General features: G+C 69.8%; 12 protein-coding genes and 1 tRNA gene. 7 read left to right on the plus strand and 6 right to left on the minus strand.

Annotated elements, in window-relative coordinates; translation table 11 throughout:
- Window positions 1-3 precede the first annotated feature (3 nt).
- Window positions 4-621, minus strand: coding sequence for a hemerythrin domain-containing protein (locus VEC11_RS13420; RefSeq protein WP_464132193.1), 618 nt, complete (start codon window positions 619-621; stop codon window positions 4-6).
- A 175-nt stretch (window positions 622-796) separates the two neighbouring features.
- On the opposite strand from VEC11_RS13420, the gene VEC11_RS13425 reads away from it, so the two are divergent.
- From VEC11_RS13425 to VEC11_RS13435, 3 genes are read left to right on the plus strand one after another with little or no spacing between them, the layout of a single operon-like run.
- Window positions 797-2,071: a TIR domain-containing protein gene (locus VEC11_RS13425; protein ID WP_464132196.1), complete on the plus strand. Its 1,275-nt coding sequence runs from the start codon at window positions 797-799 to the stop codon at window positions 2,069-2,071.
- A 36-nt stretch (window positions 2,072-2,107) separates the two neighbouring features.
- Window positions 2,108-3,172, plus strand: a complete 1,065-nt coding sequence (locus VEC11_RS13430; protein ID WP_464132199.1) for a YARHG domain-containing protein — start codon at window positions 2,108-2,110, stop codon at window positions 3,170-3,172.
- A gap of 43 nt (window positions 3,173-3,215) precedes the next feature.
- Window positions 3,216-3,986, plus strand: a complete 771-nt coding sequence (locus tag VEC11_RS13435; protein ID WP_464132203.1) for a toll/interleukin-1 receptor domain-containing protein — start codon at window positions 3,216-3,218, stop codon at window positions 3,984-3,986.
- An 8-nt stretch (window positions 3,987-3,994) separates the two neighbouring features.
- Here the strand turns inward: VEC11_RS13435 and VEC11_RS13440 are convergent.
- Together VEC11_RS13440 and VEC11_RS13445 are read right to left on the minus strand one after the other, a co-directional pair.
- Window positions 3,995-4,069 (minus strand) — tRNA-Asn (locus VEC11_RS13440).
- Between the two features lie 67 nt (window positions 4,070-4,136).
- On the minus strand, window positions 4,137-4,916 hold the full coding sequence (locus VEC11_RS13445) for an NAD kinase (protein WP_464132205.1): 780 nt from the start codon (window positions 4,914-4,916) through the stop codon (window positions 4,137-4,139).
- 104 nt (window positions 4,917-5,020) lie between these two features.
- On the opposite strand from VEC11_RS13445, the gene VEC11_RS13450 reads away from it, so the two are divergent.
- The 3 genes from VEC11_RS13450 to VEC11_RS13460 are packed head-to-tail and all read left to right on the plus strand — an operon-like array spanning window position 5,021 to window position 10,022.
- Window positions 5,021-7,009: a putative bifunctional diguanylate cyclase/phosphodiesterase gene (locus VEC11_RS13450; RefSeq protein WP_464132208.1), complete on the plus strand. Its 1,989-nt coding sequence runs from the start codon at window positions 5,021-5,023 to the stop codon at window positions 7,007-7,009.
- 1 nt (window position 7,010) lies between these two features.
- Window positions 7,011-8,642: an alkaline phosphatase family protein gene (locus VEC11_RS13455; protein ID WP_464132212.1), complete on the plus strand. Its 1,632-nt coding sequence runs from the start codon at window positions 7,011-7,013 to the stop codon at window positions 8,640-8,642.
- Between the two features lie 60 nt (window positions 8,643-8,702).
- A complete protein-coding gene (locus tag VEC11_RS13460; RefSeq protein WP_464132214.1) occupies window positions 8,703-10,022 on the plus strand; it encodes a M10 family metallopeptidase in 1,320 nt (439 codons plus the stop codon).
- Here VEC11_RS13460 and VEC11_RS13465 read toward each other — a convergent pair.
- Window positions 10,019-10,564, minus strand: coding sequence for a CHAP domain-containing protein (locus VEC11_RS13465; protein ID WP_464132216.1), 546 nt, complete (start codon window positions 10,562-10,564; stop codon window positions 10,019-10,021). The genes VEC11_RS13460 and VEC11_RS13465 overlap by 4 nt on opposite strands.
- Window positions 10,565-10,785: 221 nt before the next feature.
- On the opposite strand from VEC11_RS13465, the gene VEC11_RS13470 reads away from it, so the two are divergent.
- Complete coding sequence (locus VEC11_RS13470) at window positions 10,786-11,028, plus strand: hypothetical protein (protein ID WP_464132218.1); 243 nt, start codon at window positions 10,786-10,788, stop codon at window positions 11,026-11,028.
- A 14-nt stretch (window positions 11,029-11,042) separates the two neighbouring features.
- On the opposite strand, the gene mfd is transcribed toward VEC11_RS13470, so the two are convergent.
- Entirely contained in the window at window positions 11,043-14,492 is a 3,450-nt protein-coding gene (gene mfd / locus VEC11_RS13475) for a transcription-repair coupling factor (protein ID WP_464132220.1), read from the minus strand.
- Window positions 14,489-14,761, minus strand: coding sequence for an FAD assembly factor SdhE (locus tag VEC11_RS13480; protein ID WP_464132223.1), 273 nt, complete (start codon window positions 14,759-14,761; stop codon window positions 14,489-14,491). The genes mfd and VEC11_RS13480 overlap by 4 nt, the downstream gene beginning before the upstream one ends.
- Between the last annotated feature and the right edge of the window lie 21 nt (window positions 14,762-14,782).

Consider the following 14,782-nt stretch of genomic DNA (forward strand, 5'->3'; position numbering starts at 1 on the left):
GGTCTAGGCCAGCTTCATCCCTTCCTTCAGCATCGCGGCACCGAGCTTGGCATTGCCCGCCTCGTCCAGCCCGGCCTTGAGGGCGGGGAACACCTCGTCTTCCTCCATCCGGATATGCTCCTCCAGCATGGCGCGGAAGGTGCGGACCTTGGCGAGCCAGTCGGTGCTCGCCGGATCGCTGTTCTCGAGCTCGTAGAGGAAGGTTTTCACATAGCCGTGCTCGCCGTTGAGCGCGTCGGCGTCGTGCGCATTGTTGAACTCGCGCAGCGCCGGATAGATGACATTCTCCTCCTGCAGCGCATGCTTGCCGAGGGCCGCCTTGATCTTCGCCAGCAGGTGGGTGCGGGTGCGGACCTGGTCGTCGCTCGTCGCCTGGATCTGGTCGAACAGCGCAAGGACCGTCTCATGCTCCATGTGGAGCACCTCGTCCCAGGCTCCGGCCTTGCCGGCGATGCCCTGGACCATCAGCTTGCGGCCGAAATTGGCGGCGAGGCCGACGGCGGCCCCGGCCACGGCGGCGAGCGCCAGCGTGCCGGCCTGGTTGCCCCAGCTGAAGGCAGAGCCCTCCGAATTGCCGGAAGATCCTCGCGCCGAGGCGCGCGAACGCGAACGTGTGGCCATGTCACTCTCCTTCAGAAAACTGCGCGGGCAACCCGCCGGGACTGGCGCCGGTTCCCGCAAAACGTCTCGTTTCAACGGCGTAATATCGCGTTTGCCGGCTGGACGGCGGGGCGGCCCTGGCTCGGGTTTTCCCGGCCCCCGGCATTTGCTACGCTTGGGCCGAAGGGGAGAGCGAGTGAGCGACGTCTTCATTTCCTATTCGCGCGACAATCAGGAGGTCGTGCGCCGCCTCGCGGAGGCCGTAAAGGCGCTGGGATATGATGTCTGGTGGGACGATCAATTGCCCCCGCATCTCGCTTATGGTGACGTGATCGCGCAGAAGGTCGGCGGCGCGAAGGCCGCGATCGTGGTCTGGTCGGCCAATGCGGCCGCGTCGGAATGGGTGCGCGCCGAGGCCGACATGGCGCGTGGCCAGAAGAAGCTGATCCAGACGACGATCGACGGCGCCGAGCCGCCCATGCCGTTCAACCAGCTCCATTATGTCTCGCTCGCCGACTGGCAGGGCGAGGCGGATCATCCGGGCTGGGCCAAGGTTCGCGAAAGCCTCGCCGCGCTGGCCGGCGCGCCGGCGGCCGCGGCCGCGCCGCCGCCGGCCGAGGCGCCGACGGTTCCGCCCGTCGCCCCGGTCGCCGCCGCGGCAGCCGTCGCCGCCGCGCCGCCGCCGCCCGAGCCGCCCGCCGCGCCCGCTCCGGTTCCGGAACCCGCTCCCGTGCCAGTGCCGCCGGTACCGGCTCCGGCACCCCCGTCACCTCCACCCCCGCCCGCGGCTCCCGCGCCGCGCGGCACGGGCGGCAACAAGCTCCTGATCATCATCATCGTCCTCGCAGTCCTGATCATCGGCGCGGTCGGCGTGCTCGCGCTGATGAAGGGCGGCGGCTCGGCCGCGCCGGGCAATGACAGCAATGTCGCCGGGCCGGCCGAGAACGGGATGGCGCCGGCGCCCGGCGAGAATTTCAGCCAGGAGGCGGTGCTGCAGGGCGAGGACGAGTTCGCCAACGTGCGTTCCGGCCCCGCCGCGGACGCGCCGATCGTGGCGCGGATCAATGCCGGCGAGACCTTCAGCACCTACCAGCAGGACGGCGTGTGGTGGCGCGTGCGCATTGCCGGCGGCCTGATCGGCTATATCGAGCGCGCCCGCATCCGCATGCGCGCGCCGGTCGCCGTGCCGCCGCTCGAGCCCGCGCCGGGCAACCAGGCGGCGCCGGCTCCCGGCAACCAGGTCGCGCCGGCCCCGGCGCCGGCCAATCCGCAACAGCAGACGCCCCAGCAGCAGAACCCGCAGCAGCAGCGGCCCCGCCCGCCGCGGGAGGACAGGCGGCCGCGGCCCGATCCGCGGATCAACAGCGAGAATGCCGGCGTAATGTACGATTATTGCAAGGGTGCGGGCGCGGGCACTCCGCAATGCCGCCAGCTCGGGCTGAGCCCCCGCCGGCGGCAGCGGACCGACTAGGGGAGGCTGCCCGCTTCTGGTCGGGAAGGGGAGGTGATGGTCGACGTCTTCATTTCCTATTCGCGGGGCAACCAGGACGCTGTCCGGCAGCTGGCGGAGGCGGTGAAGCGGCTCGGCTATGTCGTATGGTGGGATGACGAGCTTCCGCCGCACCTCTCCTATGGCGACGTCATCACCGAAAAGATCGGCGCGGCGAAGGCCGCCATCGTGGTCTGGTCCGCGGGCTCGATCGGCTCGGAATGGGTACGCGCCGAGGCGGATCTCGCCCGCAACCAGAAGAAACTGATCCAGACCGCGCTCGACAATTGCATGCCGCCCATGCCGTTCAACCAGATCCAGTTCGCCTCGATTGGCGACTGGAACGGGGCTTCAGACCATCCGGGATGGCGCAAGGTGAAGGCCAGCCTGACCGCCTTGTGCGGGCCGCCGCCCGGGGAGAGCGGGACATCGCTGTCCGAGCCGCCCGCGCCACCGCCGCCACCCGAAGCGCCGCCCGCGCCCACCTCGCTATCAGAGCCGACCGCGCCCCCAGTCGTCGCGCCGCCCCTGCATGAGCCGACCCAGCGGACTCAGCCAGTCATTGTCTTTGCCCCTGCGCCGCGGAAATCGAACACCGTGCTGGTCGCGGCGATCGCCGCCTCCGTCGCCGTGATCCTGGTGATCGGCGGCATCACCTTGTTCAGGAATCGCGCGCCGGCCGGTACCGTCCCGGCCAATGCGGTCGCCGCTGCGGCCGCTGCGCCGGGCAATGCCCAGACCGGAGCGGCCAATGCATCCGGCGAAGGCCGCGAGGAGAGGCAAGACGGATCGGAGGCGGCGGACGGCCGCAGCGCCGCCGACACCGGGCGCGACCCGTCCGAGACCCTGCCGGGATCGGACAGCCGGCGGCTCACCGAAGACGATATCGAAGGGCTCAGCGTCGCTCAGCTTCGCCTTGCGCGGAACGAGATCTATGCCCGGCACGGCCGCACCTTCGCCGATCCGGCCCTGAGCGCCCATTTCTCTCGCTATTCCTGGTATGAGCCGACCAGCGACGAGGTCGCGCTGAGCCCGGTCGAGCAGGCAAATGTCGAATTTCTCAGCGCCGCCGAGAACCGCTAGCCGGGTGACGTTAAGTTAAAATTTTCGCTGTAGGGCGGCGGCGATGGTCGACGTCTTCATCTCTTATTCCCGCGCCAATCGCGACATCGTCTGCCGCCTCGCCGACGCGATCGGCCGGCTCGGCTATGTCGTCTGGTGGGACGAGGAATTGCCCGCGCACCTTTCCTATGGCGAGGTGATCACCGCGAAGATCGTCGAGGCGAGGGCCACGCTCGTTGTCTGGTCGGCCGAATCGGCGGCCTCCGAATGGGTCCGCGCCGAGGCCGACATGGCCCGCAACCAGAAGAAACTGATCCAGACCTCGATCGACGATTGCCCGCCGCCTCTGCCGTTCAACCAGATCCAGTATGCCGCGATCGGGGACTGGGCGGGCGAGGACGATCATCCCGGCTGGCGCAAGGCGAAGGCGAGCCTCGCCGCTCTGTGCGGACCGGCACCGGTGGAGGCCATCGAGCCGGCGCCGATCGCCGTGCCGGCGGCGAAGCTGCCGCCCGCCGCGGTCTATCGGCCGCCGCAGCGCCCGGCCAGGTCGCGCAGCCGCGCCCATCGCCTCGCCGGGGTGACGATCGCCGCCTCGCTGGCGGTCATCCTGACGGTCGGCGGGCTGGTGCTGCTGAAGGGGCCGCCGAGCGCACAGGCCAGCGCCGCGCCTGCGCCGGCCGCATCTCCCGCGCCCGCCCAGGCGCCGGCGCCCGCCATCACGCCGCCGAAGACGGTGACGGTCGACCTGCCCGTCGGGTCGGGAGACGAAGCCGCCGAGAGCGGCGAGGTCGAGCCCGCCGAGGAAGCGCCGGAGACGGGCAGCGATTATTGAGAGAAGGGTGGCTCCCCGGGACGGATTCGAACCATCGGCCGTCCGATTAACAGTCGGATGCTCTACCGCTGAGCTACCGGGGAACACTTGCGAGGGCGCGCCTCTAGCACGGGCTTTTCGGATAACGCAACCCGTTGCCGCATCCTGATTTCAGACCGCGAACTGCTCCATCGTGATCCGCTCGTCGAGCGCATGCTCGGGGTCGAAGAGCAGGGTCAGCACGTCGGTCGGATCGACGCAGACCTCGACCGTGGCGACGTCGCGCACCTCGATCTGGTCGGCCACGGCGGAGACCGGCCGCTTTTCCGGATCGAGCACGCGGAAAGAGATTTTCAGGTCGTCGGGGATCAATGCGCCGCGCCAGCGCCGCGGCCGGAACGGGCTGATCGGGGTTAAAGCGAGCAGCTTCGAGTTGAGCGGCAGGATCGGCCCGGCCGCGGAGAGATTATAGGCGGTCGAGCCCGCCGGCGTCGCCACCAGCACGCCGTCGCAGACCAGCTCCGGCATCACCACGCGCCCGTTCAGGGTCACCTCGATCCGCGCCGTCTCGCGCGTCTCGCGCAGCAGGGAGACCTCGTTGATCGCATGATGGCTGATTGTCTCGCCATCGTCGGTGACCGCCTTCATCTCCAGCGGTTTCACCGTGAACCTTTTCGCCCGCTCGATCCGCTCCATCAGGCCGTCGAGCCGGAACTCGTTCATCAGGAAGCCGACCGTGCCGCGGTTCATCCCGAAGACCGGGCAGACCTCGCCGAGGCTGAGGCGGTCGCGCAAGGTGTGCAGCAGGAAGCCGTCGCCGCCCAGGGCGACGATCAGCTCGGCCTCCTCCATCGGCACGAAGTGGTAGCGCTCGCGCAGCAGCAGTTCCGCCGCCTGCGCCGCCTCGGCATTGGAGGCGACCAGCGCCATCTTCCGAGCCTGTCCGGACATAGGGCTAGCTACGGGGCAGGACCCGCCGCCGTCAATGTGCCAACGCGGGATGCAGGCGGGCCGGGTGATTGGCGCGGCGACGCGGGCGGGCTAGACCTCGGTTCATGGGGGCAGCGCTCTTCATTCTCTCCTTCCGCCACCGCGACGAGCTGACCCGGCTTGTCGAGGGGGCGGGCTGGCAGCCGATCGCGGCGCGGCGGGCGGACAATGTCGAGGCGCGGTTCGTCGCGTCCGGGGCGTCGGTCGCCCTGGTCGACGCGCGTGGCGCGCTCGACGAGGGGCTGGCGGCGGTGCGCGCGATCGCCGACGCGGTCGAGGCCAATGCGGCGGCCCTGCTCGTATTGGTTTCGCGCAAGGACGCCGGCGCGCTCGACGCCTTCCACCAGCATGGCGCGACGCACTTTCTCGTGAGCCCGTTCACCGAGCCGCAGCTGCTCCACGCCTTGCTCTTCGCGCGGCGCCATGCCGAGCGGGCCGGCGGCGATGCACGGCGCCGCGACGAGGGGGAGGGCGCCTCCTGGCGCTGGCTGCCCGGCTCGCGCAGCGTGGAGCTCAGCCCCGCGCTCGCCCGCCAGGCCGGGCTCGGCGAGGATGACGGGCGGCGGATCAGCCTGATGGAATTGTTCCGCAAGCTCGATCCCGACGGCCGCCGCGCCGCGCGCAACGCCGTCGACCGGCTGCTCGGCACCGGCCAGGCCACCGCCTTCGCCCATCGCGGCGAGGCGGGGGAGGGGCGGATCGCCCATCATATGCAGGTGGGCGGCGCCGGCGAGATATTCGGCCGGGCCGAGACGCTCGACACGCCCGAGCGGCTGCCGGCCGGCCGCGATCCGCTGACCGGCCTGCGCGACGGCCGTGCCGCCCGCCTCTGGCTCGGCGAGCAGCTGAAGCAGGGGGAAGGCCCGGTCGTCGTCCTGCTCTCGGTCAATCGCTACGACGCGATCAACGCCGCCTTCGGCCGGGCGACGGGCGACGCCGTCCTGCAGGCGGCGGCGCGGCGGATCGAGCGCCATGTCGAGGCGGACGGGCGCCGCCGGCTCGTCGCGCGCATGGCCGGGGCCGAATTCGCCTTGCTGCTCGCCCCGCCCGCGACCCTGGACGAGGGCAGCTTCCTCGCCGGCGAGCTGGTCGAGGCGATCGGACGGCCCTTCGCCTCAGGCGACCATGTCATCACGCTCGGCGCCAAGGCCGGCGTCGCCGCCGCCCAGAGCGGGGACGATGCCGCCGCCCTGCTCCGCCGCGCCAGCGCCGCTCTGGCCGAGGCGCGCGAGGTCGACAGTGCGCCGGTCCGCGTGCTCGAGGAAGGCGCGGAGACCGCCACCGCGCGCGGTGACCGTCTGGAGATCGACCTCCGCCGCGCGCTCGACCAGGACGAGATCGAGATTCGCTACCAGCCGCAGGTCTCGGTCACGACCGGCGCGGTCACCGGCGTCGAGGCGCTCGCCCGCTGGAACCATCCCCAATATGGCGAGCTCGGCGCCTTGACCCTGTTCAGCGTCGCCGAGGGCTCGGACTATCTCGTCCAGCTTTCCGACCATGTGCAGCGCAAGGCGATCGAGGAGGCGGCCGCCTGGCCCGCGGCGCTCGGGCACCTGCGGCTCTCGGTCAACATCACCGCAGCGGACATGCTCCGCCCGGGCTTCGCGGCCTCCTTCCTCGCCCTGGTCAGGGACAGCGGCTTCGATCCCGCCCGGCTCACCGTGGAGGTCACCGAGGGCGGGCTGATCGACGACCTCGCCGCCGCCGCCGACCTGCTTGCGGCGCTGCGCCAGGGCGGGCTGCGCGTCGCCATCGACGATTTCGGCACCGGCTATTCCAACCTCGCCTATCTGAAGGCGCTGCCGCTCGATTATCTCAAGCTCGACAAGCGCATCAGCCAGGACATTGCCGGCTCCACCCGCGACCGGATCGTCGTGCGCAGCGTGATCGACATGGCCCGCTCGCTGGGCCTCGACGTGATCGCGGAGGGCGTGGAGACGGAGGAGCAGCTGGGTCTCCTTGCCCAGGAAGGCTGCACCCTCTACCAAGGCTTCCTCTGCTCGCCGCCCATAGACGGCCGGAGGCTCGCTTCCCTCGTCGATGATCGAACCTAGCGTGACAGGGTCATCCTTCGACGGCGCCGGCGGACCGCGCGAGCGCGTCGTGATGATCGGCCTCGACGCCTTCGATCCGACTTTGACCCGGCGCTGGGCGGCATCGGGCGACCTGCCCGTGCTTGGCCGGCTGTTCCGGGAGGCGGCCAGCTGCGAGGTAGCCAATCCCTACGGCCTGTTCGTCGGCGCGCTCTGGGTCAACTTCGCCTCGGCGCTTCGGCCCGACCGGCACGGCTTCCACTGCTGGCAGGAAATCGCGCCCGGCGGCTACGGCTTTCGCGACTGTCCGCCCATGCCGGAGCGCTTCGACAGCTTCTGGAAGCGGATCGGCGATGCCGGCCGGCGGGTCGCGGCGGTCGACGTGCCGCACAGCCGCGCGCCCGCGTCGCTCCACGGCGTCGAGCTCTGCGAATGGGGCTGCCACGACCGCCATTACGGGCTGCACAGCCAGCCTCCCGCGCTGGCGGGCCAGGTCGCGGCCGCCCATGGCCTGCACCCGGTGCTCGGCATCCACCCCATTGGCGAGCGGCATTTCGCGCCCGACGACCATGTCTTCCGCCGCGGCCTGCACCGCACGGCGGCGGAGGAAAAGGCGCTGGTCGCGGCGACGACTGCCGGCGCCGTGCGCAAGGGCCGGCTGGTGCGTGAATTGCTGGCGGCGGAGCCGTGGGACTTCTTCCTCGCCGTGTTCGGGGAGGCGCATGCGATCGGGCATCAGCTCTGGCACCTGCACGATCCCGCGCATCCGCGCTTCGACATGGCGGCGCGGGCCCGGCTCGGCGGCGATCCGCTGCTCGACGTCTATCGCGCGATCGACGCGGCGCTCGGCGCGCTGCTGGAGGAGCTGGGGCCGGAGACCTTGCTGCTCGTCCATTGCAGCCACGGCATGACGGCCCATCATGACGGCGATCATCTGCTCGAGGAGCTGCTGCGCCGGCTCGACGCGGCGCGCCCCGGCGCGGCGCCGCGGCGGGCGCGGTTCAGTACCGCCGCGGTGCGCAGGGTCCGCCGGCTGGTCGAGCGGGCCCGGCTTCCCGGCCCGCTGCGCCGGCTGGCCGCGCGCCCCGCCCAGCGCGATTCCGCGCGGGTCCGCGCCGCCCAGGCCTTCTTCAAGGCGCCGAACAATTCGGTGATCGGCGGGATCAGGCTGAACCTGGTCGGCCGTGAGCCCGACGGCGTGATCCGCCCCGACGAGGTGGAACGGGTCTGCGCCGGCCTGGAGGAGGATCTGCTGGCGCTGGTCAACGAGGCGACCGGCCGGCCGGCGGTGCTGAAGGTGACGCGCGCCGACTCCTTTTATGCGCGCACGCCCGGGGACACGCTGCCGGACCTGTTCGTCGAATGGGACCGGAGCGCGCCGGTCGAGACCCTGTCCTCGCCCAGGACCGGCCGCTTCCACATCCCCTACACGATGTGGCGGACCGGGGATCATCTGCCGGGCGGCCTGCTGCTTGCGCGCGGCGCGGGCTTCGGGGCGGGGGAGGTGCTGCCCCCGGTCGCGGTCGAGGATCTGGGGCCGAGCATCGCCGCCCGCCTCGGCGTGACGCTGGCCGATGTGGACGGACGGGTTCAGCCGGCGCTCGCCGATCCGGAGGCGGCGCCAGTCCCGTTGCCGATCGCCCTAAGCCATTGACATTTCGCCCTCGCGGGGGCGATGCTGCGCGGGGCTGCTGGCACTCGCGGGAGGAGTGTGATGAAGCCTGTCTGGACGTCGGAACAGATCGTCGCGCAGCTCACCAACTGGGAGGCGCGCTGGGACAATCAGGGCCCGATCGCCTACACCTTCCTCACCCAGCCTTATGCCTATCTGGGCTCGAGCCCGAATTTCAGCCAGTTCAGCATTCTCCAGCGGGCGGCGCTCGCGCGGCACATGCAGCTCATCTCCGACGTCGCCAATCTGAGCTTCGTCGAGGTGCCGGACAACGGCCTGGCGGGAGGCCCGGGCAACAAGCGGATCGGCTTCTACAACGTCAACGGCAGCAACGTGCCCTATTGGGGCGTCGCCAAGGACTATTCGGTGCAGTCGGAAACCGAGCCCAATGGCGAGATTTACGGCGTCAATTCGGCCGTGAATCTCTGGCGCGCCAACCAGCAGGGCGGCTGGAGCATCGGTGAATCCAACCCGCGCAAGCTGATGCACGAGCTGCTGCACACGCTCGGGCTCGACCATGCCGGCAATTATAATGGCGACAGCGCCGATTATGAGACGCAGGCCTTGTTCCAGCAGGACAGCAACCAGTTCACCGTCATGTCCTACTGGCTCGCGAGCGTCACCGGCGCCGACCATGTCGACGGCAACGGCGTCCCCTGGTTCGCCTCGACGCCCTTGCTCTACGACGTCGCTGCGCTCCAATATCTCTACGGCGCGAACATGACGACGCGGACCGGCAATACGGTCTACGGCTTCAATTCCACCGCGGGCCGCGAGGTGTTCGATCTCGCGCTCCATCCCAATGCCGTGTTCACCATCTGGGATGCGGGCGGCCGCGATACGCTGGACCTCTCGGGCTTTATCAACCCGGCGCGGATCGACCTGCACCAGGGCGCGTTCAGCGACGCCGGCGAGCTGACCGCCAACATCTCCATCGCGTTCGGCGCCGAGATCGAGAATGCGGTCGGCAGCGCGGCCGGCGACACCATCATCGCCAACGAGCTGCAGAACCGGTTGACCGGCGGGGGCGGCGGCGACGTCTTCACCTTCACCGAGCGCGACGCCCAGGCGGGCTGGCTGCGCTCCGACGGCAAGAAGATGCTGCCCGACACGATCGCCGATTTCGTCTCGGGTCAGGACCGGATCGACCTCTCGGCGATCGACGCCGTGCGCGGGACGGAGGCGAACGACGCGTTCAGCTGGATCGGCGCCGCCGCCTTCACGAACGTCGCCGGCCAGCTCCGCGCGGTCGCGGTCGGCGGCCAGGTCAGGATCGAAGGGGATACGGACGGCAACGGCTTTGCCGACCTGATCATCGTCGCTTCGGCGCCGGCGATCCTCGCCGGCGATTTCGTCTTCTAGTTGGTGCCGCGCACCGGCAGGTCGGCCAGGACCACCGAGGCGATCGTCAGCCGCGGCGTGACGGCGGTCGGCGCTCCCGGCGCCTCGTTATAGATGAAGCCGAAAGTCGCGTTGGTGCGCAGGCCGAGCGAGCCCTGCGGCGCGTACCAGACCCGGACGCTGCTCCAGTCGCCATTCTCCGAGACGTCCACCGCCAGCGCCCGGCGCTCGATGCGGCCGGGGCCGGACCAATTGGCGTGGTTCAGATAGATGGTCCGCTCGTCGACGATCTCGGCGACCACCGCGACATGGCCGATCGGCATGGCCCGCGAGGGGCGCATGACCAGCACCGCGCCGACCCGCGGCTCGGCGCCGCGATTGTAGCGGCCCTCCGCCTGCGCCCACCAGGTCCCGGCATTGCCGCGGATCTCGATCCCCGACTGGGCCCGCGCATAAGGCACGCACTGCAGCGCCGCGGCGGCCGGCGAGGCGGCGGCAGTGGCGAGGCCCAGAGCGAGCAGCGCGCGAACGAGGAAGCGCGAAAGGAAGGCAGAAATCGACATGAATCCCCCCGGATCGGATGTCGCCACCCTAGCGGGATTCAGTGAAGCAAATAGCCCGGGTCGGGGTCGGCGCGTCCCGGCCGGTGAACGGTTCGTCCCGGCAGGCGGCCTCTCCCGTCGGAAGCGGTTAACGATCGGTCAGTCCGGCCGTCCGGGAAAGCCGGTTGACGGGCCGAAAGCGGCCGCGCCATCCTGTGCCCGTTGCTTTGATGGAGGAATTCATGGCTTCCCGTCTGTTCATTGGGGCTCTGGCTTCGATCTCGCTCGCGGCGAGCCCGGTTGCGGCAGCACAGACGATGCCCGCGCCAACCGCCGCCCCCTTGTCGATCGCTGATCGCGGCCAGCTGGACCATCACGGCGGCGGCTATGTCATCATCGGCGGGCTGGTGTTGCTCTTCTTCCTGATCGCCGCCGTCGTCGCGCTCGCGGACAGCGGCTCCGATGCAATGCCGGCCAGCCCGTGAAAGGCGAGCGCGCGCTAGGACAGGATCCGCGCCAGCCCCTTCGATAGCTGCAGCGCTCCGTTCAGCCGCCCCTCTGCGTCCGGCCAGGACCGCGTGATCACGAGCTTCGAGTCCGGTCGCAATTTCGCCGTGCCCTTCAGTCGCTCCACATAAGCGAGCAGCCCCGGCAGATCCGGGAACTGGTCGTTGTAGAAGGTGACGAGCGCGCCCTTCGGGCCGACGTCCAGCTTCGCGACCATCGCCTTTCTCGCGTTCATCTTGATCTCGATGACCTTGAGCAGATTCGCGGTCTCCGCCGGCAGCTTGCCGAAGCGGTCGATCAGCTCAGCGGCGAACGGATCGATCTCCTCCGGCGTCTCGAACTCGTTCATGCGCCGGTAGAGGCCCATGCGCAGGTCGAGATCGGGGACATAATCGTCGGGGATGAGGATCGGCGCGTCGACCGTGATCTGCGGCGAGAATTGCTCGGCGCGCGGCTCCAGCCCGCCCGCCTTGGCCTCGAGGATCGCCTCCTCGAGCATCGACTGATAGAGCTCGAAGCCGACCTCCTTGATATGCCCCGATTGCTCGTCGCCGAGCAAATTGCCCGCGCCTCTGATGTCCAGATCGTGGGTGGCGAGCTGGAACCCGGCGCCCAAGCTGTCGAGGCCCGCCAGCACCTTGAGGCGCTTGTCCGCGGTCTCGGTCAGCAGCCGGTTGGCGGGCGTGGTGAAATAGGCATAGGCGCGGATCTTCGCCCGCCCGACGCGCCCGCGCAGCTGATACAGCTGGGCGAGGCCGAAGCGGTCGGCGCGGTGGACGATCAGCGTGTTCGCCGAGGGAATGTCGAGCCCGCTCTCCACGATCGTGGTCGACACCAAAACCTCATATTTCCGGTCGTAGAAGGCGGACATGCGCTCCTCAACCTCGGTCGGCGCCATCTGCCCGTGCGCGACGACATAGCGGACCTCGGGCACTTCGTTGCGCAGGAACTCCTCGATGTCCGGCAGATCGGCGATGCGCGGCACCACGAAGAAGCTCTGCCCGCCGCGATAATGTTCGCGCAGCAGCGCTTCGCGGACCACGACCGGGTCCCAGGGCATGACATAGGTGCGCACTGCCAGGCGGTCGACCGGCGGCGTCTGGATCACCGACAGCTCGCGCAGCCCCGACATCGCCATCTGCAGCGTCCGCGGGATCGGCGTCGCGGTCAGCGTCAGCACATGGACGTCGGTGCGCAGGGTCTTCAGCCGCTCCTTGTGCGCGACGCCGAAGCGCTGCTCCTCGTCGACGATGACGAGGCCGAGCTTCCTGAACTCCACGGTCTTCGACAGCACCGCATGGGTGCCGATCACGATGTCGATCCTGCCGGCCTTCAACCCTTCCCTGGTGGCCCTGGCCTCGGCCGCGGGGACGAGGCGCGAGAGCCGCCCGAGCTCGATCGGGAAGCCCTGGAAGCGCTCCCTGAAATTCTGGAAATGCTGGCGGGCGAGCAGGGTGGTCGGCGCGACCAAAGCCACCTGCAGCCCTGCCATCGCCGCGACGAAGGCTGCCCTGAGCGCCACCTCCGTCTTGCCGAAGCCGACGTCGCCGCAGACCAAACGGTCCATCGGCCGGCCGGCGCCGAGATCGCCGACAACATCGTCGATCGCCCGGTCCTGGTCATCCGTCTCCTCATAGGGGAAGCGGTCGGCAAAGGCGGCATAGCCGGTATCGGGCTCCGCGATCGCGCCGGGACGCAGCGCCCGCTCGGCAGCGATCCGGATGAGGTCGCCCGCGATTTCCCGGATCCGCTCCTTCATCCGGCTCTTGCGCCGTTGCCAGGCCTCGCCGCCCAGCCGATCCAGCGCCACGCCCTCGCTCTCGGCCCCGTAGCGGGAGAGGATGTCGATATTCTCGACCGGGACGTAGAGCTTGTCGCCGCCCGCATATTCGATCGCGACGCAATCGTGCGGTGCCTTCTGCACCGGGATCTGGGTCAGGCCTTCATAGCGGCCGATGCCGTGATCGGCGTGGACGACGAGGTCGCCCGGCGAGAGCGTGGCGAGCTCGGAGAGGAAGGCGTCGGCGCCCTTCCGCTTTTTCCGGCGGCGGACCAGCCGGTCGCCGAGCATGTCCTGTTCGGTCAGCACCGCCACGTCGCGGCCGCTGAAGCCGTGGTCGAGCTGGATCACCGCGAGCGCCACGCCCTGCGCCCCCAGCGCTTCCTGCCAGCTCTCCGCCTCGACGACCTTGGTCAGGCCATGATCGTGCAGCAGCCCCTTCAGCCGCTCGCGCGAGCCTCCCGAATAGGAGGCGAGGATGACCTTCTTCTTCTCCCGCCTGAGCGCGGCAACATGCGCGACCACCGCCTCGTAGACGTTCGTCCCCTGCGCGCGCTCCGGCGCGAAGTCGCGCGCGGCATCCATGCCGAGGTCGATGACGGTCGCGCTCGCCGGCTCGTGGAACGGGGTGAGCTGGTGAAGCGGCCGCTGGGCGACGAGCGCATCCCATTCCTCGCGCGCGAGATAGAGCGTCTCCGGCGCCAGCGGCCGGTAGGAGCCGGGGTCACTGGTCTGCGCGCGCTGCCGATTCTCGTAATAATCGGCGATCGCCTCGAACCGCGCCTCGACCGCGCCGCCGTCATGCGCGTCGCGGACGATGACGTCCTCGTCGGCCAGATGATCGAACAGGGTCGAGAGCTTTTCCTCGAACAAAGGCAGCCAGTGATCGATTCCCGCGATCCGCCGCCCGTCCGACACCGCCTGGTAGAGCGGGTCGCCCGTGGCGGTGGCGCCGAACAGCTCGCGATAGGCGGCGCGGAAACGCTTGACGCTCGCCTCGTCGAGCAGGGTCTCGGAGGCGGGGAGCAGGGTGAAGCCCTCGATCCGGTCGACGGTGCGCTGCGTGCCGGGGTCGAAGCGCCGCACGCTCTCGATCTCGTCGCCGAAGAAATCGAGCCGAAGCGCCTGCTCCTCCCCGGCGGGGAAGAGATCGACCAGCCCGCCGCGCACCGCGAACTCGCCCGGATCGCGCACCGTCTCGGTGCGGCCATAGCCGTTCGCCTGCAGCAGGGCCGCCAGCCGGTCGAGGTCGATCCGCTCCCCCGGCGCGAGCCGCGCGACGAGCTGGCGTATCCGGAAGGGCGTCAGCGTCCGCTGCGTCGCCGCATTGACGGTGGTGACGAGCAATTGCGGCTTCGTGGTCTGGCGCTGCAGCGCGTGCAGCGTCGCCAGCCGCTCCGAGGTGCTGCGCAGCGAAGGCGAGCTCCGGTCGTAGGGCAGGCAGTCCCAGGCCGGGAAGGTCAGCACCTCCAGCTCCGGCGCGAAATAGGCGGCCGTGTCGGCCAGCGCCCGCATCGCCGCCTCGTCCGGCGCGACGAACACCGCCCTCCCTTTCGCTGCCCGCGCCAGGTCGGCCGCCAGCCATGGCATGAATCCGCCCGGCACGCCGGCCAGCGTGATCGGCGCCCTGGCCGTCAGGATCTTCTGCAGATCGTCGCTCATAAGTGCCGGGGATTGGTGATGTAATCGAGGCGCTGGAGGCGGGTCATCATCTCCCCCTGCCAGCGCGCGGGCACCGCCACGGTTCCAATCGCCCAGGCGAGGATGTCAACATCCTGCTCCTCGAGGAAATCTTCGAACCAGTCGATCTCCGCGTCGGACCAGGCGCCATGCCAGCGGTCAAAATAGCCGCCCACCAGCATGTCCGCCTCCCGCACCCCCCGGTGCCAGGCACGGAATCTCAGGCGCTTCAGGCGGGCGTCGCGGTCCATGGAGCTCCATAGGCAATTGGC

Source organism: Allosphingosinicella sp. (genome assembly GCF_035626655.1).
Classification (GTDB): domain Bacteria; phylum Pseudomonadota; class Alphaproteobacteria; order Sphingomonadales; family Sphingomonadaceae; genus Allosphingosinicella.